We start from the raw sequence: 20143 nt of genomic DNA, 5'->3' as shown, positions 1-20143 counted from the left end.
CAGCGTCACCTGGGCCGACTCCACCATGGGCGTCGAGGGCTGCGCCGGCTACGCGCAGGCCCGCTCCTACGTCAACGTCACCGTCGACACCGAGAACGTCAAGGGCACCGTCACCCTCTGGGGACAGCCCTTCAGCATCGGCTGACCACCGACTCCGAGGCGGGCGAGGCCGCGGCGGCACCGGACTCCTGGCGGCCGCCGCCGAGCCCGCCGCTGTCGTCGGCATGGACCTGGGCGTTGAAGTGCGCGCCGATCATTCCCCGCTCCGCGTGCTGGGCCGCGCGCAGGGACGGCGAACGGCGGGCATAGCGGTCCAGCACCGCTCGCAGCTCGGGCTGCTCGGCGGTCAGCTCGTTCCAGGCGGTGTTCGGCGGGGCGCCGTCCTCGATCGCCTGATCGAGTTTCGCCGCGAGGTGGGTGGTCCATCGATGCTCGAGCGCGAGCAGGACACCGTCGGGTCCGCCGAACAGCTTCTGTATGTCGGGCAGGTCGACGAACAGCCCGGGATCGCCCGGGTCGACCCGAGCCCGCTCCAAGACCAGCTGAAGCACGGCACCGCGTGCGTGAAAGTCATTCCAGGACACTGAACTCACCTCCGTATCTGTCGGTACCGCTGACGCTACGGAGTCCTCGAACCCGGATCGACATGCCAGGGTCGCGACTTCGTCTCCTACCGTGGGTGGAGACCGTGACCGCTCGTGGCACGATGCCGACGGCCGGATCAGCCCTTAGGCTGGCGGGGTGAAGGTGGTATCGGAGTACGTACACCGCCGCATAGCGGTGCTGCCCTATGACTACCCGCCCGCGATCCCGATCGCGAGCGATATCTGCCTGATCGCCGCCGCCACCGTCGCGGTCGCGCAGCGCGGAGCCCTCATCCCTCCCGGATGGGCGCTGCTCGGCGGGCTGATCGCGATGAGTGCCTGCCTGTGGCTCACGCTCGGCCTGCCGCTGCCCCACCCCCGGCTGGTGCCCGTCACCCTCATGGCCACCACCTTTGTCGGAACTGCACTGCTGCTGCTGGATCCGGTGCCCAACGACATCGCGCCGTTCATTCTCATCGTCGGAGTCGCCCAGGTCGCGGCGACCACCGGACCGAGGGTCAGCGTCACGTTTGCCGTCGCGGCGGTCGCGATGATCGCGGCCGCGGCCACCCTCGGCGATCTCGAAGGGATCCCGCCCTACGTCACCGGCGTGGTGCTCGGGTGGATGGTGGGTTTCGTACTCCAGACCCAGTTGCGCCTGCTGCAACGGGAGCGCGAAGCCGTGGCCCGCCGCGCCGAGCAGGCCGCGAGCGACGAACGGCGGCGCATCGCCCGCGAGGTTCACGACGTCATCGCGCATTCGTTGAGCATCACGCTGCTGCACCTGACCGGTGCCCGCCGAGCGCTCCAGGAGGATCGCGATGTCGACGAGGCGATCGAGGCCCTCACCGACGCTGAGCGCCTGGGGCGGCAGGCGATGGCCGACATCCGGCAAACCGTCGGCCTGCTCGACGCCGGACCGTCCAGGGTCGCACCAGAGCCGGACATCGCCGACATCCCGGAACTCGTTGCAGACTTCGTCCGCGCGGGCGTGCACGTCAAGTACGACCTGACCGGCAGTCCGGAGGCCGTGTCCGCGGCGACCGGTCTCGGCCTGTATCGGATCACCCAGGAATCGCTGGCCAACGTCGTCAAGCATGCGCCGGGCGAGACCGCGAAGGTCCGGCTCCGCGTGGCGGACGATGCGGTCGTCGTGTCGATCGTCAACGGCACCCACCGCGCGCCACGATCCGAGCCCGGCGCCGGCTCCGGCCTGAGGGGGATGCGACAGCGCGCCGAACTCCTGGGCGGCTCGTTGGTCGCGGGCCCGGACGCGAACGGGTGGTCGGTGCGCGCCGAGTTCCCGCTCGGGACCGAGATCCGCAACTGCATGCTCTCGCGCGGCATCCCCGGGCTCTCGTGACCGCGACGGACGTCAAGGTGCTCCTGGTCGACGACCAGGAATTGGTTCGCTCGGGACTGCGACGGATCCTGCGGCGCAAAGACGGCTTCATCATCGCGGGCGAGTGCGCCGATGGCGCCGAGGTACCCGCCGCGGTGGCGCTCCACTCTCCCGACGTCGTGGTGATGGATCTGCGGATGAAGCGGGTCGACGGCATCGAGGCGACGAGGCAGCTGCAATCGACCGATCGACCGCCGCCCGTGCTGGTGCTGACCACCTTCGACGACGATCATCTGCTCTCCGGCGCGTTGCGCGCGGGTGCCGCCGGCTTCATCCTCAAGGATTCGCCCGCCGAGGAACTCATTCGCGCCATTCGGACCATCGCCGAGGGCGGTGCCTGCCTCGACCCGGCGGTCACCGAGCGGGTCCTCGCCACCTACCGCACGTCCGCGCCGGTTCCCGGCAACAGCACCTCGACCCTCGACGATCTGACCGCACGCGAACTCGACGTGCTGACGTTGATCGGGCGCGGACACACCAACACGGAGATCGGTCGGGAGCTAGGGATTTCCGGGGTCACCGTGAAGAGTCACGTCGGTCACATCTTCCTCAAGCTCGGGCTTCGGGACCGGGCCGCGGCGATCGTGTACGCCTTCGACAACGGGATCGTCAGCCCGGGCAGCCGGTGACCCTGCGAACCAACGAAAAAACTCCGACCTCGAGTTGAACTCGAAGCCGGAGTTTCAGTAACCACTCATGGTGGCCAGGGCCGGGATCGAACCGGCGACCTTCCGCTTTTCAGGCGGACGCTCGTACCAACTGAGCTACCTGGCCGGGCGGCACCCGAACCGAATGCCTATCGCGCTGTGCCTAACCAACGGCACTTTGCGACCCTGACGGGACTCGAACCCGCGACCTCCGCCGTGACAGGGCGGCGCGCTAACCAACTGCGCCACAGGGCCTTGCAGAGTGTTGGTGTCAACAACACTCGATCTTACCGGTCGAACTGTACCCCCTACGGGATTCGAACCCGCGCTACCGCCTTGAAAGGGCGGCGTCCTAGGCCGCTAAACGAAGGGGGCCCCGCCGGATCTCTCCGGCAATTCCCTCAACGGCTTTCCGTTGGGAGCTGGGATAGCTTAAGACACTGATTCGGGAAAACTCAAATCGAATGGTCAGAGCCGGTTTCTGGCCCATTTTCGGGGGTTTCGGTACCGGTGTCGGCGCGCAGGTCCAGCCAACCGGTGCGATGCCAGCCCTCGAGCCACTCCTGCGACGCCATCGCCTCGAGCACGACCGCGAGCGCCTCCTCGAACCGTTCGGGCAGCGGCGTGCTGTCGGCGGTGAGGTCGAGCATGTAGCGCTGGCCGGCCAGCGCCGCGCCGAGGACGCGGGTGAACGTGCCGGGGTCGGCCCCCGGCCGGAGATGACCCTCGGTCTGTGCGCGCAGCACGAGTTCGTGCGCCGTCTGCCCCCACACCTGCGAACCACCGGACCGCACCTCGGCGTAGAACTCGGGCTCGACGATCAGCCGGAACTCCGCCTGGACGATGACGTCGTTGGCGAACCGCTCCGCCAGCTCCACGATGATCGAGTGCAGGACCTGGAACGGGTCGGCGTCGACGGCCTTCCAACGATCGTTGGTCTGCGTGTAGTGATCGAGCGCCGACGCGAGGACGGCCCGGGCCAGCTCTTCCTTCGACTCGAAGTGGAAGTACATCGCGCCCTTGGTGGCGTGCGACCCCTCCAGGATCGTGTTCACCGACGCGGCGGCATAGCCGCGGCGGGCGAACTCCACCGCAGCGGCTTCGACGATCGCCGCGCGCGTCCTACGTGCGCGTTCCTGTTGACGTGCCATGTGAGCCAGTCGCCTCCGAAAACCGTGCAGCTCTATCCCGTGCCCCGACAGGCCACCAGACGACCTCGTTGTCACCTTAGCCCTAATTTGGACCATTTCGGGGGAACCTCATGCGGATTCCACCTACCTGCGGGTAAGGTATCCAGACCGCAGAACACACCGAGTGGTACGATTCAGCCGGCTCGGGTGCGGCGCAGGGGGTGCGCACCCGAGCCGTTTGCGTTCGCGACACCGTGCGGCGGCGCCCCCGTTCACAGCCAGTCTCGGCGCTTGAAACTCAGCCACAACCCGAAGGCGAGCCCGACCAACAACACCGTGCTCAGCCAGAACCCCTCCGTCTGACCGAAACCGGGAAACGGGATGTTCTGCCCGAAATAGCCCGTCACCCCGGTGGGAATGGCGATGATCGCGGCCCATGCGGTGAGCTTCTTCATGATCTCGTTCAACGAATTACCTTGCATCGCAAGGTGGGTCGCGAGAATCGACTCGATGGTGTCGCGCAGCCCGTCGATTCGTTCGTGGCGCGCAGGGCATGGTCGTAGATGTCCTGGTAGTAGGGCGTCATCTCCGCGTCGAGCACGTGCGCGCCCTGCCGGAGCAGCGCACTGAAGGCCTCGTTCATCGGGAGCACCGACCGGGACAACTGCACCACCGCCTTGCGGAGCGTGAAGCTCTGCAACTGGACCGCGTTCCTCGACCGTCCCGCGCTCTGCGCGCCGTCCGAGATCAGCAACTCGTCCTCGAGCCCCTGGATCTCCTCGTCCAGGGCATCGAGTGCGACGAAATACCCGTCCACGATCTCGTCGAGAACCGTGTGCAGCAGGAAGCCGACACCGAAGCCCGCGAGGTCAGAGTTGTCGTCCCAGTCCTCGAGGATCGGATCGATCGCGAAACGGTCATCGGACCGGATGGTGATCAGCGCACGGTCGAGGATGAAGATCGAGATGTCGGTGGAACTGAGCCGACCGCCCTTCGCCTCGAAACGCACAGCGCGCGTATGCAACAGACTGTGATCGCGGAACCTGACGAGCCGGGGACGCTGATGTCCGGTGATCGCCCCCTCGACGGCCAACGGATGCAAGGCCACCTCGCCGCCGATCAGCGGGGACAGCGCGACGATATCGCCGACCGACGGGGCGAGCAGGTCGACCCAGATCAGCGCGTCCTCGTCCGACCGGTACGAGGCGATCTCGTCGAGTGGAAGATCCGAACCGACCAGCACCGCCTTCCGGTAGAGCCGGTTACGGACTTCGCACGACACCTGAACCGTGCCGATTCGCGGCTTCTCCATCAGCCCTCCCATGGCCTCCCCGCCATCATCGCGCACCCGGCCGGGAACGCGTGCCGACGCGGCCCTGATCGGCGCGGTCACCGTTGCCGGGGTCCTGTCCTCGCCGACGCGGCGAAGCCACTAGACTCCTGCACCGCGCCCCTATAGCTCAGTTGGTAGAGCTACGGACTTTTAATCCGCAGGTCGTAGGTTCGAGCCCTACTGGGGGCACCATCGGTCCCGCCAGGCGATCGCCTGGCGGGACCGTTTCGTCTCCGGCCCCGGCCGCGTTGCGGCCACCTCCGTCGACACGCCCAGGCCGCGTCAATGGCCTTCCGCGCCGGATTGGAGCATGCTCTCCCAATGGAACACATGGTCGACCCCCCGGTCGCGCTCTTCAGCCACCCCGACAACACCAGCCTCACCGCCTCGGTCTCGACGCCGAGTTCTGCGCCCGCACCGCAGCCCCTGTTCAGCAGCCCGTCGAGCGGAAATGCCGGCCTGGACTGAGTTCCTCCCGAATCCGATTCGTGGCTCGACACCCACCCACCGCGGGTCCAGAATGGGGACACCGGAAGCGAGTGACGTCACGCTCCGATCCCCGAAGCCGGTGAGCGTGGCGGCGCACCATCAGGGAGGCTGCCATGAGCGATTCCGAACACGTCCGCGAGGTACGCCGCGACATGGTCGTCGTCGCGACCGGAATCGCCCTCGTGCTGCTGAGCATGTGGGTGCCGGATCGGGGTTACCGGCAGATCACCGGCGCCATCCTCATCCTCGGTCTGCTCGCCTACTCCGTCGGCCTGTGGGCCATGTCCACCGAATCGCGGTCGAGCCATTGGGGTCTCATCGCACTCGGGCTCTTCCTGCTCGCCACACCGCTGGCGATGGACTTCCCCAACGGCACGACCGCGGCGGCGATCGTGTCCGTTGCCGCTGGGGCGATCGTCACGGCTGCGGGCGCGCTCGGCCTGGCGGCGAAACAGCAGACCAGCCCGCCCCTCACGCGGGCGCGTCAGCGCGTCTGACCTCGGGCGCCCGCAGCATCAACAGCGAGAGCCAGATGGCGGCCAGCAGCAGCGCACCGACATAGGCCACGGTCGCCGTCCATCCGCCCCACCCGAAGGCGAGGCCGGCGCCTGCGGCGGCCAGGCTCGAGCCGAGGTAGTAGGCGCACAGGTACAGCGATGACGCCTCCGCACGGTGCTCGGTGGCGAGTGCACCCACCCAGCCACTCGCCACCGAGTGCGCCGCGAAGAACCCTCCGGTGAACAGCAGCATGCCGACCAACACCAGCGCGAGAACGTCCGGCAGCGTCACCACCAGGCCGACCGCGCTCACACATACCGCTGCCAGGAGCACCCATCGCCTGCCGACCAGGTCGCCCAGCCGACCGGCCACCGCGGCCGTGACCGTCCCCGAGAGGTAGAGCAGGAAGACCGCGCCGACCGCGGCCTCCGTCAGATCGAACGGCGGGGCCAGCAGCCGAAAACCGAGGAAATTGTAGGCGGAGACGAAACCGCCCATCAGGATGAAACCGAGCGCGAACAGCACCCTGAGATCCCGGTTACGAAGGTGCAGAAAGAGATTGGCCGTGACGGTCCCCCAGCTCACCCGCTTCGGCCGAAAGAAACGCGACCCCGGCAATGTCTTGGTCATCACCACCGCCAGCAGCACCGCCGCCACCGCGGATGCCTCCATCGCCCATCGCCACGTGCTCATGTCGAGCACCGTGGACGGGATCAGCCTGCCCAGGAGTCCGCCGATCGTGGTTCCGGCGACGTACCGGCCCATCGCGGCACCCAGATCCCTGCCGTGCACCTCTTCCGCGAGATACGCCATCGCAACGGCCGGGATCCCAGCCAGGGCCAGCCCCTGGACCACGCGCCCGACGAGTAGCCATTCGATCGTCGGGCTGAGGGGCAGCACCAATCCCACCGCGCAGGACAGCACGGCCGACCACACCATCACCCTGGTGCGTCCGAACCGCTCGGAGAGCACGCTCGCCGGGATGACGGCCAGCGCGAGCATGCCGGTGGTCACCGAGACCGCGAGCGCGGCCGTGCCGGGCGGCACCCCGAAATCCTGTGCCAGCGCGGGCAGCAGCGCCTGCGTCGAGTACATCGAGACGAAGGTGGTCAGTCCGGCCGCGAACAGGGCGAGCGTGATCCGGGTATAGCCGGGCGTTCCGCGCCGGTGCGGTGCGTCCTGCCGCGTGAGTGTCGTCGTCATAGTCATCGAATGGCCTCCGAAGTCCATCCTGACCGACCTGCACTTATCGACATAATGAGAGTTTTCGGTGTTCTATATGCAGAGAAGACATATGTAGTCGCCAACGGATCGGGACCGACATGCTCTCCACCGACCTGAAATGGTTCGTGGTCCTCGCCGAGGAGGGCCAGGTGACCTCCGCGGCCGACCTATTGCGACTGTCCCAACCGACATTGTCGCGACGGTTGGCCCGGCTCGAGCGACAGCTCGGCGTCGAGCTGTTCGACCGCCACGGACGCCGCCTCCGCCTCAACCAGCACGGCCGGTTGATGTTCGAGCACGCCTCGCGCGCGCTGACCGAACTCACGAACGCCGAGGAGCGGATCGCCACGATGATCAGTCCCACGGCAGGCACCGTGCGACTCGACTTCCTGCATTCGTTCGGCACCTGGCTGGTCCCCGACCTGATCCGGGGCTTCCGCGCCGAGGCGCCGCAGATCCGGTTCGCGCTGCACCAGGACGCCGCCGGGCTCCTCGGCGAACGGGTCCGGTCCGGTCACGCCGACCTGGCCGTGGTCTCGCCCCGACCGGACGCGACCGACCTGCAGTGGCTGCTGCTGAGCCGTCAGCCCCTCGCGCTCGCGGTTCCCGCCGGGCATCGCCTGGCCGGCCGGGCGGCCATCGACCTCGGCGACGCCGCGGACGAGCCCTTCATCGCCATGCATCCCGATTTCGGCATGCGACGGCTGCTCGACGAGGCCGCAGAGGGGGCCGGGTTCACGCCCGAGATCGTCTTCGAGAGCAGTGAACTCGCCACGGCGACGGGACTGGTGTCCGCCGGGCTCGGGGTGGCGCTGGTCCCGGTCGCGCGGGCGGCCCGCTGGCCCGACGGGATCGTGATCATCCCCATCCGCGGCGCGCGTGCGGCGCGCGAGATCGGGATGATCTGGGCACCGGACCGCCACATGACCCCACCGGTCCGGCGCTTCCGCGACTTCGTGGCCCGCCGGACCTGAGTCGGGGGGTCAGCCCTGCTCGTCCGGGCCCGGCACGGCTTCCGCGTCCGCCGCGACCGCCTCTCGGCGCACCCTTTCCTCCTCGCGCATCCTGGCGAGCTCGGCGCCTCGGCGTCGATAGGACACGCTGCGCGCGACGAACACCGCGAAAGCCAGTACCCCGATGATCGCGCCGACCAGCGACGCGCCCCGGAATCCGGGCGCATCCACGTCGAGGATCCGCTCCCCCGCATGCGCGGCGGTGTTCCCCCCGAACACCACTGTCAGCGTCAGCAAATTCGGTAGCGCCGCAACGATTCCCAGGGTCACCGCCACCACCTGCACCACGCGACTGTGCTTTCGGCCGCGGACCCGCCAGGCCAGGAAGAACAGCAACAGCGGCACCACCGTGCACAGCACGCCGTACATCAGCCCCCAGGCGATGCCCCTCGTGAAGCTGCCCGACGACAACGCCCCGGCCTGCTGCGCCCACCATCTCGGCAGGAAGGCGGCCAGGATGAAGTACGTGACCACCAGGACGACAGCGAGAACCAGCCCGGCGATCACCTTCCTGGCCCAGCCGGGCAGACCTTGTTTCCCTGCGGGCACCGCACCGGTGGTCGCGTTCTCCTCGCTCATCTCGCACCGTCCTCCTCGAGCACCCGGCGCGCGAGCGTCTTCGGCGCCACCAAGATGAAGCTGGTCCGGACCCACTCGCGCAGTTGCGCCCAGCGCTCCCCGTCCGCATCGGTTTCGACGTCGAGCGCCACCCACCCGTGCCTGCCCAGGCCGTAACCGGACGGACTCGCCCCGGGTTCGGTGGCGACCACCGCGGCGGCCTCGTCCTTCGTCAGCTTGAACGAGAGATGCTCGGCCGTGTTGTCACTGAACACGAAGTTCTTGCCCCGCACCCGGAAGGTGGGGTGGTCGCCCCACGCGGCCACATCGACCCGCTCGGCTTCCGGGAGATCGGCGATGATCTCCTCGAGACGTCGCATGTTGTCGCCCATGGCGTGAATCCTGCTCGCATCGCTCGGGTTCCGCCAGCGGCGGACCGCACGTGTTGTTACCGTGGGTGTAGCACGCGTGACACCCGATCCGATGCGAGGGAGAGCGCCATGCGAACCTGGGTCCACTTCGTCCTGCTGCTGTGCGGGATCGCGGTCGGCATCGGCGCCTTCCTGCCGATCATGCAGGACGTCACGCCCACCGATGTCGGGATCGACGATCTCCGAAACGGTTTCCCTGCCGGCTGGGCACTCGAGCAACTCGGCGATCAGTCGGTGGCGTTCTACAAGTCGATGGCGATGCTGCTGGTGATCTCGGCGGCACTCATCCTGCTCAGCGCGCTCGTCGGCTCGAGGGCGCTCGGCTGGGTCGGCATCGTCGTCGGCGTGATCACCTTGGCCGCGTTCTTCTTTCGGGTAAATGAACGCTTCGGCGACGAATTCCGCGACCATGCATCGAACCTGCTGAGCAATCAGATGGGGCTCAATCTCGTTGCCGGCGGGCTCGTCGTGGCGCTGTTCGCATGCCTCGTGCCGCGCGAAAAGGCCTCCGCGACCGGCTGAATCGACGCGCCGGTCCGCGCGGCGATCCTCCCAACCTGCCGAAACGGTCACTAGTGTCGGACGCACCCGGACGCTCGAGAAAAGAGCGTCCACGAAAAGGCGGGCACCCATGGCATCACTTGACGACCTTCTGTCCCAGATCCCGATCAGCCAGATCGCTGCCAAGCTCGGGGTCGACGAGGAGACCGCGACCGCGGCCGTGAAGACGGCCATTCCGACCCTGGTCGGCGGCCTCGAGGCGAACGCCCAGGACCCGGCGGGTGCCGCATCGCTGGAAACCGCCCTCGCTCAGCACTCCGATCCGGCCCTGCTCACCGGCGGCGTCGACATCGACCAGGTCGACGAGGCCGACGGCGAGAAGATCGTCAACAACGTGTTCGGTGACAACAAGAACCAGGTGATCAGCGCGCTCGGCAACACGGGCGGCGCCGGTGACAGCAACCTCGTCGGCAAGCTGCTCCCGATCCTGGCCCCCATCGTGCTGGCGTTCATCGCCAAGCAGTTCTCCGGCGGCGGCGCGGCGGCGCCCACACAGGCCCAGTCCGGCGGCGGCATCGGTGACCTGCTCGGCGGCCTGCTCGGCGGCGGCGGACAGTCGGCGGGCGGCCTCGGAAACGTCCTCGGCAGCCTCCTCGGCGGCGCGGCGGGTGGCGGCGCGGCCGGCGGCCTCGGCGACCTGCTCGGCGGCCTGCTCGGCGGCGGGCGCAAGTAGTCCGCACGCACGAATCCCTCCAGAACTGGCGGCGTCCCGAATCGGGGACGCCGCCAGTTCCGTGCGCGGAGAAAGTACGCGCGACATCCCTTCCGAGCAGGGCTGTAACGGAAAGCCGGAGGGGGCCGATGACCCGGACGGGGTGTCCCATACCCGGTGGTAATTCCCAGGCTGTGAGCATTTCAAACGATTCACAACGTGGTTACGGTCCCGTAGGCTACGTTGAGCCGATTTCAGACAACACTTGGAGGGCATGCGTATGGCCAGGGATCTGACCCAACTCGAACTGCTTCAGGAGCTGGCGCAGGTTGCTGAGGAGAACGTGAATCGCCACATCTCCATGGCCAAGGAATGGCACCCCCACGATTACGTCCCGTGGGACGAGGGCCGCAACTTCGCCGCCATGGGTGGCGACGACTGGGACATCGAGCAGTCTCAGCTCGACGAGGTCGCGCGCGCGGCCATGATCACCAACCTGCTCACCGAGGACAACCTGCCGTCCTACCACCGTGAGATCGCCGAGAACTTCTCGATGGACCACGCCTGGGGCACCTGGGTCGGTCGCTGGACCGCCGAGGAGAACCGGCACGGCATCGTGATGCGCGATTACCTCGTCGTGACCCGCGCCGTCGACCCCGTCGAGCTCGAGCGCTTCCGCATGGAGCACATGACCAACGGCTACTCCTCGCTGCCCGACGGCGGCGCCGCCGGGCTGCTGCACTCCGTCGCTTACGTGACCTTCCAGGAACTCGCGACCCGCGTCTCGCACCGCAACACCGGCAAGGCCTGCAACGAGCCCGTCGCCGACAAGATGCTGCAGCGCATCGCCGCGGACGAGAACCTGCACATGATCTTCTACCGCAACATCTGCAGCGCGGCCCTTGACCTGGCGCCCGATCAGGCGCTGCGATCGATCAACACGATCGTCCAGAACTTCCAGATGCCAGGGGCGGGCATGCCCAACTTCCGCCGCAACGGCGTCCTGATGGCCAAGCACGGGATCTACGACCTCCGCCAGCACCTCGAGGAGGTGGTGATGCCGGTGCTCCGCAAGTGGAACATCTTCGACCGCACCGACTTCACCGCCGAGGGCGAGCAGACCCGCGAGGACCTCGCCAAGTTCCTCGAGAACCTCGACGCACAGGCCACCAAGTTCGAGGAGCAGCGCGACCGCATGCTGGCCCGCGAGGCCGCCAAGCGCGAGCAGCAGGCTTCCTGAGCGGAGCCCGCGCAGCGAACACCGGCGCTGACAGCGCCAGCTATTCTGTGCCCGGTACCGAAACAGGTACCGGGCACAGCCCTTTCTATCGAGGTATCGAATGTCATCACCCGCCGGCCAGCACCTCCGAATCGGCTCATTGGAGCTGCGCAGCCCCGTCGTGCTCGCCCCGATGGCCGGCATCACGAACGTGGCGTTCCGCACCCTGTGCCGTGAGCTGGAGCTCGCCCGCTCGGGCAGCACCTCCGGGCTGTACGTCTGCGAGATGGTGACCGCGCGGGCGCTGGTCGAGCGCCAGCCCGCGACCCTGCACATGACCACCTTCGGGCCCACCGAGACGCCACGGTCGCTGCAGCTGTACACCGTGGACCCGGCGACCACCTACGCCGCCGCGAAGATGATCGTCGACGAGAACATGGCCGACCACATCGACATGAACTTCGGCTGCCCGGTTCCCAAGGTGACCAGCAAGGGCGGCGGCGCGGCGCTGCCGTACAAGCGCACCCTGTTCGGTCAGATCGTCGCGGCCGCGGTCCGCGCGACCGAGGGCACCGACATCCCGGTCACCGTGAAGTTCCGGGTCGGCATCGACGACGAGCACCACACCCACCTGGATGCCGGGCGCATCGCCGCCGGCGAGGGCGCGGCCGCGGTGGCCCTGCACGCGCGCACCGCCGCCCAGCGGTATTCGGGCACCGCGGACTGGAACGAGATCGCCCGGCTCAAGGAGCACGTCACAGACGTCCCGGTCCTCGGCAACGGCGACATCTTCGCCGCAGAGGACGCGGTCCGGATGATGGCGGAGACCGGCTGCGACGGCGTCGTCGTCGGCCGCGGCTGCCTCGGCAGGCCGTGGCTGTTCGCCGAGCTGAGCGCCGCACTCGCGGGCACCCCCGAGCCGACCCCGCCCAACCTCGGCGAGGTCGCGTCCATCATCCGACGGCATGCCGAACTCCTGGCGGACCACCACGGCGAGGACAAGGGCCTGCGCGAGCTGCGCAAGCACGTCGCCTGGTATCTCCGCGGCTTCCCCGCCGGATCGGAGATGCGGGTGGCGATGGCCATGGTGTCCACCCTCACCGAGCTCGACGACCTCCTCGCCCAGCTCGACCCGACGGTGCCCTTCCCCAAGGACGCCGAGGGTCCGCGCGGCCGCCAGGGGTCGCCCGGCAAGGTCTCCCTGCCCGAGGGTTGGCTCGACGATCCGGAGGACTGCCTGGTCCCGGCGGGCGCCGACCTGATGCACTCGGGCGGCTGACCAGTGACCTCTGGTCGCTCTCGAGCCTGAGTGGAACCAGCGGTCCCGATAAGTATCATGTTGTGACCGTCCGGTGCGGCGGTGGATGCAAACGTGAGAGGCAGGGTTCAAGTAGGTGAGCGACGATCAGACTCCGGGCCAAGTGCCTGAAGGTCGCGCTCCCTGGGAACGACCGCTCTCGCACGTGAGCAGGCCCCAGTACCGTCCCGAATCACAGCAGCCTCCCGGACCTCCCGGCCCTCCCGACCAGCAGCGGACCGACAGCGGCCGGATCGGTCGCAGGCACGCCGAACCCGGCGAGCACACCGAGCGGATCTCCGTCTCCGACCTGGTGAACCGCGACAGCCCGCCGCCGGCTGACAGCGGCCGGATGAAGACTCCCGCGGTGTCGCCGCTGCCACCCGCCCGTCCGCGGCAGGATCCGGTGCCCGACCCGCCGCCCGCGCCGACCACCGGCTGGCTGCGCCGGGCGGAGCCCGAACACGTCGGTCCCGCCGCGGGTGACCCTGTCCGCGTCGGCGCGCCCGGCGAAACCCGGCTCGCCGCGAGCAAGAGCCGCAAGCAGAGGCGGTGGCGGGTGCTCGGCCGCAGCGCGGTCGCGGTGGCCGCGGCGGCCTCCGTGGGGATCACCGGTGTCGCGTGGGGCTACCTGCGCAACACCGACAACGGTTTCAGCCAGGTGGCCGCGCTCGACCTCGACAGCACCGACGTCGTCGACCCGGGTGGGCAGACCGGCGACGAGACCTACCTGATCGTCGGCACCGACACCAGGGCGGGCGCGAACGGCGGCGTGGGCGCCGGTTCGGTCGAAGACGCCGAGGGTGCCCGCGCGGACACCGTGATCCTGGTCAACATCCCGGCGGACCGCAGCCGGGTCGTCGCGGTGTCGTTCCCCCGCGACCTGGACATCGCTCGGCCCAGTTGCGCGGACTGGAACAGCGACACGGGCCAGTATTCGACCGAGATGAATCCCGCGGCGGACAACGACAAGCTCAACTCGGCCTACGCGTTCGGCGGGCCGAAGTGCCTGGTCAAGGTGATCCAGAAGATGTCAGGCCTCAAGATCGGCCACTTCGTGGCCATGGACTTCTCCGGATTCGAGTCGATGGTCAACCAGGTCGGCGGGGTGGAGGTCTGCACGACCACACCCCTGGTCGACGGGGAACTCGGAACGGTTCTGCCGAATGCGGGCAAGCAGACGATCGACGGCGCCACCGCGCTGAATTACGTGCGGGCGCGCAAGGTCGAGGCCGAGGGCAACGGGGACTACGGCCGGATCAAGCGCCAGCAGATGTTCCTCTCCTCACTGCTGCGCGGGGCGCTGTCGAACAAGGTGCTGTTCGACCCGGGCAAGCTCAACGGCTTCATCAACGCCTTCACCCGCGACACCTTCGTCCAGAACATCGACACCAAGTCGCTCGTGATGCTGGGCAGGTCGCTGCAAAACGTGGATGCGGGCGCTGTCACGTTCCTCACTGTCCCCACCGCGGGCACCAACGAGCTGGGCAACGAGATCCCCCGCCAGGACGACATCGACGCGATCTTCCAGGCGATCATCGACGACGAGCCCCTACCGGGCGAGGAGCGCAAGGACCCGGCTCCCTCCTCCGCGCACGCGGCCCCGAAGCCCGCCGCACCCGCGCCGCCCGCGCTCGAGGCGGTCAGCCCGATGGACGTTTCGCTGCAGGTGTCCAACGGGTCCGGTGTCACCGGGCTCGCCGCCACCGCCTCCGACGATCTCGGCGCGTACGGATTCCAGATCTACAGCGTCGGGAACTACAGCGGCACCAGCACGAACACGCTGGTCCGCTACTCGCCCGGGCTCGAGGCGGAGGCCGCTACGGTGGCGTCCTCGCTGCCCGGCGCGGTGCTACAAGAGTCCTCCGATCTCGGCGGCATCGTCGAGGTGGTGCTCGGGTCGAGCTTCTCCGGGAAGGTGGCCCCGCCGAAGTCCGTCGGCGCCGCCCTGACCCCGACCATGGCCCCGAAGAACTCCTCCGCGAGCGGCGCCGCGGCCGACGCCCTGCCCGCTGATCTGGCGTTCACCAATGCGGCAGACGATTCCTGCGCCTGACCGGCTTTTACCGCCCTGACGTGCACCGTCATTCATGCCGCGTTAACCCAATGACCGTGACTTGGTATCCCACACACCGTAGGCTTTGATTCCATGCGCGTGGCTTACAACGAACAGATGACCGAGCTCGCCGACATGCTCGGCGAGATGGCGGGCCTGGCGGGCGCGGCCATGGAGCGGGCGACCCAGTCGCTGCTCCAGGCCGACCTCTCGCTGGCCGAACAGGTCATCAGCGATCACGACCAGATCACCGAACTCAGCGTCGCATGCGAGGAGCGGGCGTTCGCCCTGCTCGCGCTGCAGGCGCCGGTCGCAGGGGATCTCCGGTCCGTGGTCAGCGGAATCCAGATCGTCGCGGACATCGACCGGATGGGGGCGCTGGCGCTGCACGTCGCCAAGATCGCTCGCCGCCGACATCCGAACCATGTGCTGCCCGAGGAGGTCAACGGCTACTTCGCCGAGATGGGCCGGATCGCGGTCGCCCTCGGCGCAGGCGCGCGTGAGGTCCTCGAGACCCGCGACCCCGAGCGGGCCGCGAAGCTCCGCGAGGAGGACGACGCGATGGACGATCTGCACCGCCACCTCTTCAGCGTGCTGATGGACCGGGAGTGGAAGCACGGCGTGGCCGCGGCCGTCGACGTGACCCTGCTTGGCCGGTTCTACGAGCGCTTCGCCGATCACGCGGTCGAGGTCGCCCGCCGCGTCATCTTCCTGGTCACCGGCAAGATGCCCGTCGACCCCGAAGAGACCACCTCGCTGGAATCCTGACCACACGACCACGACGCCCCGACCGGATCACCGGTCGGGGCGTTCTCGTATCGGCAGGCACCGAAAAGCGAACGGGCCGTTTCCGGGGCATCGCCCGAGAGCGATACCCGAAAACGGCCCGTTCGACGAGGGCTGTCTAGCCGAAGCGACCGGAGATGTAATCCTCGGTGGCCTTCTGCGTCGGGTTCGAGAAGATCTTCTCGGTGTCGTCGATCTCGACGAGCCGGCCGGGCTTGCCGGTGGCCTCGAGATTGAAGAACGCGGTCTGATCGCTGACCCGGGCGGCCTGCTGCATGTTGTGCGTGACGATCACGATGGTGAAGTCCTTCTTCAGCTCCGTGATCAGGTCCTCGATGGCCAGCGTCGAGATCGGGTCGAGCGCCGAACACGGCTCGTCCATGAGCAGCACGTCGGGCGAGACCGCGATCGCGCGGGCGATGCACAGACGCTGCTGCTGGCCGCCGGAGAGCCCGCCACCGGGCTTGTCGAGGCGGTCCTTGACCTCGTTCCACAAGTTGGCGCCGCGCAGTGACTGCTCGGCGACCTCGTCGAGCTGCTTCTTGTTGCGCACGCCCTGTAGCTTCAGCCCGGCCACCACGTTGTCGCGAATCGACATGGTGGGGAACGGGTTCGGACGCTGGAACACCATGCCGATGGTGCGGCGGACGCCGACCGGGTCGACCTGCGAGCCGTAGATGTCCTCGCCGTCGAGCAGGATGGCGCCCTCGACGCGGGCACCGGGGGTGACCTCGTGCATGCGGTTGAGCGAGCGCAGCACCGTGGACTTTCCGCAGCCGGAGGGGCCGATGAACGCGGTCACATTGCGCGGGGGCACGGACAGACCCACATCCGCGACGGCGTGGAACTTGCCGTAGTAGATGTTGACGTCCTTGAGATCAAGACGCTTGGCCATGGTGGCTCCCTCGGGGTTGTGTGAGCGTGGTGGTCGTCATGGGGTCACTTGCTCCGGACCCGGGAGAGGTGACCGATCGCCTTTGCCGCGATGTTCAGCACCGCGATCAGCATGATCAGCGTGAGCGCCGCGCCCCAGATACGGCTGGCACCCGCGTCGGTCGGGTTGTTCATCTCGGCGACCATGACGCCGGGCAGCGACCCCATCTCGCCGTTGAACATGTCGAAGTTGATGAAGGGCGCGTAGCCGACCAGGATCAGCAGCGGCGCGGTCTCACCGAGCACACGGGCCAGGGCCAGCATGACGCCGGTGATGATGCCCGGCAGCGCGGTGGGGACGACGATCCGCATGATCGTCTTCCACTTCGGCACGCCGAGCGCGTAGGAGGCCTCGCGCAGGTCCTGCGGCACGATGCGGAGCATCTCCTCGGTGCTGCGGACGACGACGGGGACCATCAGCAGGACCAGGGCCAGGGACACCGCGAACGCCGACTTGGGGAAGCCGAAGGTCGCGATCCACAGCGCGTAGATGAACAGCGCGGCCACGATGGACGGGACACCGCTGAGGATGTCGACCATGAACGTGGTCAGCCGGCCGAGCTTGGACGGGCCCGCGTACTCCACCAGGTAGATGGCGACGAACAGTCCGAGTGGGATCGACAGCACCGCGCACACCAGTCCCTGGATCAGGGTTCCGATCAGGGCGTGGTAGATGCCGCCGCCGGTGGCGGACGCGGACAGGCCGCTGAACGAGTTGGTGAACCAGGTCGCGCTGGCCATGGCGGGAAAGCCGCGGACGATCACCGTATAGAGCACCCACACCAGCGGCACCAGCGCGACCAGCACCGCGAGGGTCACGAGCACCGCCGCCGTCAGATCGGCGAAGCGTCGCCGCTTGCTGACCCCCTGGAAGGTCGGCTTCTTGACGGGTCGATCGAGGGTCACCGTCATGTCAGGCCCTCTTTCCGGCGATCGCGGCGCGGGCCGCTGCGTTGACCACGAAGGTCAGGATGAACAGCACCAGTCCGACCGCGATGTAGGCGCCGGCCTGGATCTCGTTGTTGAACTCGGCGTAACCGAGCGCGATCTTCGAGGCGATCGTGGAGCCGCTGTCGAACAGCGACCATCCGAACGCCTTCGAGGTGGTGCGCAGGATCATGTAGAGCGCCATCGTCTCGCCGAGCGCCCGGCCGAGGCCGAGCATGGAACCGCTGATGTAGCCGGACTTTCCGAACGGGATGACGGTGGTCTTGACGACCTCCCACTTGGTGGCGCCGAGCGCCAGCGCCGCCTCGATCTGGGAGGTCGGGGTCTGCACGAAGACCTCGCGGGTGACCGCGGTGATAATCGGCAGGATCATCACCGCGAGCACGATGCCCGCGGTGAAGATCGTGCCGCCGCCCGCGATCGAGCCGGAGCCGGTGGCGAACAACGGGATCCAGGACAGGTTCTCGTTGAGCCAGACGGCCAGCGGCTTGATGGCGGGGGCGAAGATCAGCAGGCCCCACAGGCCGTACACGATGGACGGCACGGCGGCCAGCAGGTCGATCACGTACGCCAGCGGCCGCGCGAGCCGCTTCGGCGAGTACTCGGTGAGGAAGATCGCGATGCCGAGCGCCACCGGCATGGCCAGCACCAGGGCGAACAACGACACCAGCACGGTGACCTGGAACAGGTCAAGGACACCGAACGCCATGTTGTTGATGTCCTGCGTGACCCACTCGGAACTGGTGAGGAAGTTGACCTCGTTGCGGGCGAGTGCGGGCACCGCCCGCCACACCAGGAACGCACCGATCGCGCCGATCAGCACCGAGATGAACACGGCCGAGCCGGTCGCCATCGAGGTGAAGACCCGGTCACCCGGGCGCGTCACCGTCTTGGACGGGGCTGCGGTTGTTGGAGTGATCGGTGCCTCCGGTGTTCCGAGCGGACCCCCCACCCCCGCCCCGGCGTCACCGGGGTCGGGGGTGCGAGGTGCCGATTGGGTGGGCGCGTCGCTCATCTGCGCTCGCAATCTTCTTCGTCGAATATAGAGCCTGGACCGGTCGGAAGACTCAGCCGATGGCCGAGATGGACGCGTTCAGCTTGTCCTTGACCGTGGCGGGCAGCGGCACGTAGCCCTGCGCGGACAGCTCGGCCTGGCCCTCGTTGGCCGCGCTGGTCAGGAACGACTTGACGGCCGCGGAGGTGTCGGCGTCGTAGCCCTTGGAGCACACGATCTCGTAGGTCGCCAGGACCAGCGGGTACGCGCCGGCCTCGGTGGTGCCGTAGATCGACTTCAGGTCCAGCGTGAGGTCGCCGACGCCCTCGGTCTTGAAGGCGGCGCCGCTGATGGCCTTGGCGGCCGAGTCCTCGGTCAGCGCAACCGCGCCCGCGCCGCTGTCGATCTGGGCTGCCTTGAGCTTGTTCTGGTCCGCGAAGGACTTCTCGACGTAGGTGATCGAGCCGGGCGCGCCTGCGACGGCCTGCGCGACGCCTGCCGAACCCTTCGCACCCTCACCGATGCCGCCGACGAAGTCGGAGCCTGCGCCCTGGGTCCACGCGCCCTTCGAGGCGGTGGTCAGGTACTGCTGGAAGTTGTCGGTGGTGCCCGAGGAGTCGGAGCGGACGATCACGGTGATGTCCTGGTCCGGGAGGGTGGCACCGCTGTTGAGCGCGGCGATGGCCGGGTCGTTCCACTTCTTGATGCCACCGTTGAAGATCTTCGCGATGACCTCGCCGTTGAGCGTCAGGTTGTCGACGCCGTCGATGTTGTAGGCGAGGGCGACCGGACCGAAGACCAGCGGCAGGTTCCAGGCGTCGTTGCCCGCGCAACGCTCCTTGGCCGCGGCGGCCTGCTCGGCCTTGATGGCGGAGTCGGAGCCGGCGAAGTCGATCTGCTTGGCGATGAACTGGGTGCGCCCGTCACCCGAACCGCTGGGGTTGTAGGCGACGTTGACGGTCTTGCCCTTGTCCTTGCACACCGCGATGTACGTGGAGGTGAAGGCGTCCATCGCGTTCTTCTGCGCGGAGGAACCGGCCGCGGACAGCGTGTCCTTGCCCTCGCAGGCGGCGTTCGAGGCGGAGGTGTCCACCGTCGTGCCCGAGGCGGAGTTGTCGTCGCTGCCGCACGCGGTCAGGGCCATGGCACCTGCGGCCAGCACACCGAACATCGCAGCACTGCGCTTGAGGTTCACGCTATTTCCTCCGGGAGGCTCAACTTCACGCCCGTGTCGGGCGGTGTTCCGTGGCGCAGTCCGCATCAGCGCTGCACCAGGCAGCACGGCGCCGCCCAACGAGAAAGGTAGGGGCAGGTGGTGGACAGAGCGTCCCAGAATGGTGAACGGAGGGTGAACTCATGACCGGGTGAGGCGGATCTCACCCTTGGCC

The 20143-nt window shown here is 68.0% G+C and carries 21 protein-coding genes, 4 tRNA genes and 1 pseudogene; 13 read left to right on the top strand and 13 right to left on the bottom strand.

Annotated features, from left to right (window positions below; all coding sequences use genetic code 11):
* Positions 1–145, top strand: a 145-nt coding sequence (locus tag C8K38_RS13655; protein WP_181320858.1) for an MspA family porin, incomplete at its 5' end; no start/stop codon positions are given.
* On the opposite strand, the gene C8K38_RS13650 is transcribed toward C8K38_RS13655, so the two are convergent.
* Positions 132–551 carry a hypothetical protein gene (locus C8K38_RS13650; RefSeq protein WP_179800559.1) on the bottom strand — a complete coding sequence of 140 codons (420 nt, stop codon included), beginning with the start codon at positions 549–551 and terminating at the stop codon, positions 132–134. The two genes, C8K38_RS13655 and C8K38_RS13650, sit on opposite strands and share 14 nt — an antisense overlap.
* Before the next feature lie 190 nt (positions 552–741).
* On the opposite strand from C8K38_RS13650, the gene C8K38_RS13645 reads away from it, so the two are divergent.
* Both C8K38_RS13645 and C8K38_RS13640 read left to right on the top strand, forming a co-directional pair.
* Positions 742–1947, top strand: coding sequence for a sensor histidine kinase (locus C8K38_RS13645; RefSeq protein WP_257017487.1), 1206 nt, complete (start codon positions 742–744; stop codon positions 1945–1947).
* Positions 1948–1964: 17 nt separating this feature from the next.
* Positions 1965–2615: a response regulator transcription factor gene (locus C8K38_RS13640; RefSeq protein WP_097212005.1), complete on the top strand. Its 651-nt coding sequence runs from the start codon at positions 1965–1967 to the stop codon at positions 2613–2615.
* A 68-nt stretch (positions 2616–2683) separates the two neighbouring features.
* On the opposite strand, the gene C8K38_RS13635 is transcribed toward C8K38_RS13640, so the two are convergent.
* The 5 genes and pseudogenes from C8K38_RS13635 to C8K38_RS13615 form a co-directional block, all read right to left on the bottom strand.
* Positions 2684–2760 (bottom strand) — tRNA-Phe (locus tag C8K38_RS13635).
* Between the two features lie 54 nt (positions 2761–2814).
* Positions 2815–2888, bottom strand: a tRNA-Asp gene (locus C8K38_RS13630).
* A gap of 47 nt (positions 2889–2935) precedes the next feature.
* Positions 2936–3008 (bottom strand) — tRNA-Glu (locus tag C8K38_RS13625).
* 80 nt (positions 3009–3088) lie between these two features.
* Complete coding sequence (locus C8K38_RS13620; protein WP_097211984.1) at positions 3089–3784, bottom strand: ScbR family autoregulator-binding transcription factor; 696 nt, start codon at positions 3782–3784, stop codon at positions 3089–3091.
* A gap of 251 nt (positions 3785–4035) precedes the next feature.
* Positions 4036–5075: pseudogene (locus C8K38_RS13615) on the bottom strand (magnesium transporter CorA family protein).
* 137 nt (positions 5076–5212) lie between these two features.
* Here C8K38_RS13615 and C8K38_RS13610 point away from each other — a divergent pair.
* The 3 genes from C8K38_RS13610 (at position 5213) to C8K38_RS13605 (ending at position 6082) form a co-directional block, all read left to right on the top strand.
* Positions 5213–5288 (top strand) — tRNA-Lys (locus C8K38_RS13610).
* 129 nt (positions 5289–5417) lie between these two features.
* Positions 5418–5564, top strand: coding sequence for a hypothetical protein (locus C8K38_RS27150; RefSeq protein WP_179800558.1), 147 nt, complete (start codon positions 5418–5420; stop codon positions 5562–5564).
* A gap of 134 nt (positions 5565–5698) precedes the next feature.
* Entirely contained in the window at positions 5699–6082 is a 384-nt protein-coding gene (locus C8K38_RS13605; protein WP_097211983.1) for an SPW repeat domain-containing protein, read from the top strand.
* On the opposite strand, the gene C8K38_RS13600 is transcribed toward C8K38_RS13605, so the two are convergent.
* Complete coding sequence (locus C8K38_RS13600; RefSeq protein WP_097212004.1) at positions 6057–7292, bottom strand: MFS transporter; 1236 nt, start codon at positions 7290–7292, stop codon at positions 6057–6059. The two genes, C8K38_RS13605 and C8K38_RS13600, sit on opposite strands and share 26 nt — an antisense overlap.
* Positions 7293–7405: 113 nt before the next feature.
* Here C8K38_RS13600 and C8K38_RS13595 point away from each other — a divergent pair, with 113 nt between their 5' ends.
* A complete protein-coding gene (locus tag C8K38_RS13595; protein WP_097211982.1) occupies positions 7406–8281 on the top strand; it encodes a LysR family transcriptional regulator in 876 nt (291 codons plus the stop codon).
* 9 nt (positions 8282–8290) lie between these two features.
* Here the strand turns inward: C8K38_RS13595 and C8K38_RS13590 are convergent, their stop codons facing one another.
* The gene (locus C8K38_RS13590) at positions 8291–8899 is read right to left on the bottom strand and encodes a hypothetical protein (protein ID WP_097211981.1); all 609 of its coding nucleotides are present in this window, start codon (positions 8897–8899) and stop codon (positions 8291–8293) included.
* Positions 8896–9270, bottom strand: a complete 375-nt coding sequence (locus tag C8K38_RS13585) for an MmcQ/YjbR family DNA-binding protein (protein ID WP_097211980.1) — start codon at positions 9268–9270, stop codon at positions 8896–8898. The genes C8K38_RS13590 and C8K38_RS13585 overlap by 4 nt, the downstream gene beginning before the upstream one ends.
* A gap of 108 nt (positions 9271–9378) precedes the next feature.
* Between C8K38_RS13585 and C8K38_RS13580 the strand changes: the two genes are divergently transcribed.
* The 6 genes from C8K38_RS13580 to phoU all read left to right on the top strand — a co-directional run bounded on the left by C8K38_RS13580 (position 9379) and on the right by phoU (position 15862).
* Entirely contained in the window at positions 9379–9831 is a 453-nt protein-coding gene (locus C8K38_RS13580) for a hypothetical protein (RefSeq protein ID WP_097211979.1), read from the top strand.
* A gap of 109 nt (positions 9832–9940) precedes the next feature.
* Complete coding sequence (locus C8K38_RS13575; protein WP_097211978.1) at positions 9941–10543, top strand: DUF937 domain-containing protein; 603 nt, start codon at positions 9941–9943, stop codon at positions 10541–10543.
* Positions 10544–10802: 259 nt separating this feature from the next.
* Positions 10803–11762 (top strand): acyl-ACP desaturase, encoded by a 960-nt coding sequence (locus C8K38_RS13570; protein ID WP_097211977.1) that lies wholly within the window; start codon positions 10803–10805, stop codon positions 11760–11762.
* Between the two features lie 100 nt (positions 11763–11862).
* The gene (gene dusB / locus C8K38_RS13565) at positions 11863–13020 is read left to right on the top strand and encodes a tRNA dihydrouridine synthase DusB (protein WP_077042797.1); all 1158 of its coding nucleotides are present in this window, start codon (positions 11863–11865) and stop codon (positions 13018–13020) included.
* Between the two features lie 115 nt (positions 13021–13135).
* A complete protein-coding gene (locus tag C8K38_RS13560; protein WP_373560254.1) occupies positions 13136–15094 on the top strand; it encodes an LCP family protein in 1959 nt (652 codons plus the stop codon).
* A 93-nt stretch (positions 15095–15187) separates the two neighbouring features.
* Positions 15188–15862, top strand: coding sequence for a phosphate signaling complex protein PhoU (gene phoU, locus C8K38_RS13555; RefSeq protein ID WP_097211975.1), 675 nt, complete (start codon positions 15188–15190; stop codon positions 15860–15862).
* 136 nt (positions 15863–15998) lie between these two features.
* Here the strand turns inward: phoU and pstB are convergent, their stop codons facing one another.
* Genes pstB through pstS form a run of 4 tightly spaced genes read right to left on the bottom strand, consistent with a single transcriptional unit; the run spans position 15999 to position 19950 of the window.
* On the bottom strand, positions 15999–16775 hold the full coding sequence (pstB, locus tag C8K38_RS13550) for a phosphate ABC transporter ATP-binding protein PstB (protein ID WP_027503383.1): 777 nt from the start codon (positions 16773–16775) through the stop codon (positions 15999–16001).
* Positions 16776–16819: 44 nt separating this feature from the next.
* Entirely contained in the window at positions 16820–17725 is a 906-nt protein-coding gene (pstA, locus tag C8K38_RS13545) for a phosphate ABC transporter permease PstA (RefSeq protein WP_097211974.1), read from the bottom strand.
* 1 nt (position 17726) lies between these two features.
* Entirely contained in the window at positions 17727–18776 is a 1050-nt protein-coding gene (pstC, locus tag C8K38_RS13540) for a phosphate ABC transporter permease subunit PstC (RefSeq protein ID WP_097211973.1), read from the bottom strand.
* A gap of 52 nt (positions 18777–18828) precedes the next feature.
* Positions 18829–19950: a phosphate ABC transporter substrate-binding protein PstS gene (gene pstS / locus C8K38_RS13535; protein ID WP_097211972.1), complete on the bottom strand. Its 1122-nt coding sequence runs from the start codon at positions 19948–19950 to the stop codon at positions 18829–18831.
* Positions 19951–20143 lie beyond the last annotated feature (193 nt).

This window comes from Rhodococcus sp. OK611 (assembly GCF_003050885.1).
In the GTDB taxonomy this organism is placed as follows: Bacteria; Actinomycetota; Actinomycetes; order Mycobacteriales; family Mycobacteriaceae; genus Rhodococcus_G; species Rhodococcus_G oryzae.
This window is presented reverse-complemented; position numbering and strand designations above follow the sequence as displayed.

Bases quoted from the DNA above. Each gene is read 5' to 3' on its own strand.
- phoU (WP_097211975.1), top strand. From the start codon at position 15,188: ATGCGCGTGGCTTACAACGAACAGATGACCGAGCTCGCCGACATGCTC.
- C8K38_RS13595 (WP_097211982.1), top strand. From the start codon at position 7,406: ATGCTCTCCACCGACCTGAAATGGTTCGTGGTCCTCGCCGAGGAGGGC.
- pstB (WP_027503383.1), bottom strand. From the start codon at position 16,775: ATGGCCAAGCGTCTTGATCTCAAGGACGTCAACATCTACTACGGCAAG.
- C8K38_RS13575 (WP_097211978.1), top strand. From the start codon at position 9,941: ATGGCATCACTTGACGACCTTCTGTCCCAGATCCCGATCAGCCAGATC.
- C8K38_RS13600 (WP_097212004.1), bottom strand. From the start codon at position 7,292: ATGACTATGACGACGACACTCACGCGGCAGGACGCACCGCACCGGCGC.
- pstC (WP_097211973.1), bottom strand. From the start codon at position 18,776: ATGAGCGACGCGCCCACCCAATCGGCACCTCGCACCCCCGACCCCGGT.
- C8K38_RS27150 (WP_179800558.1), top strand. From the start codon at position 5,418: ATGGAACACATGGTCGACCCCCCGGTCGCGCTCTTCAGCCACCCCGAC.
- C8K38_RS13620 (WP_097211984.1), bottom strand. From the start codon at position 3,784: ATGGCACGTCAACAGGAACGCGCACGTAGGACGCGCGCGGCGATCGTC.
- C8K38_RS13570 (WP_097211977.1), top strand. From the start codon at position 10,803: ATGGCCAGGGATCTGACCCAACTCGAACTGCTTCAGGAGCTGGCGCAG.
- C8K38_RS13605 (WP_097211983.1), top strand. From the start codon at position 5,699: ATGAGCGATTCCGAACACGTCCGCGAGGTACGCCGCGACATGGTCGTC.
- C8K38_RS13590 (WP_097211981.1), bottom strand. From the start codon at position 8,899: ATGAGCGAGGAGAACGCGACCACCGGTGCGGTGCCCGCAGGGAAACAA.
- pstA (WP_097211974.1), bottom strand. From the start codon at position 17,725: ATGACGGTGACCCTCGATCGACCCGTCAAGAAGCCGACCTTCCAGGGG.
- dusB (WP_077042797.1), top strand. From the start codon at position 11,863: ATGTCATCACCCGCCGGCCAGCACCTCCGAATCGGCTCATTGGAGCTG.
- C8K38_RS13580 (WP_097211979.1), top strand. From the start codon at position 9,379: ATGCGAACCTGGGTCCACTTCGTCCTGCTGCTGTGCGGGATCGCGGTC.
- C8K38_RS13585 (WP_097211980.1), bottom strand. From the start codon at position 9,270: ATGGGCGACAACATGCGACGTCTCGAGGAGATCATCGCCGATCTCCCG.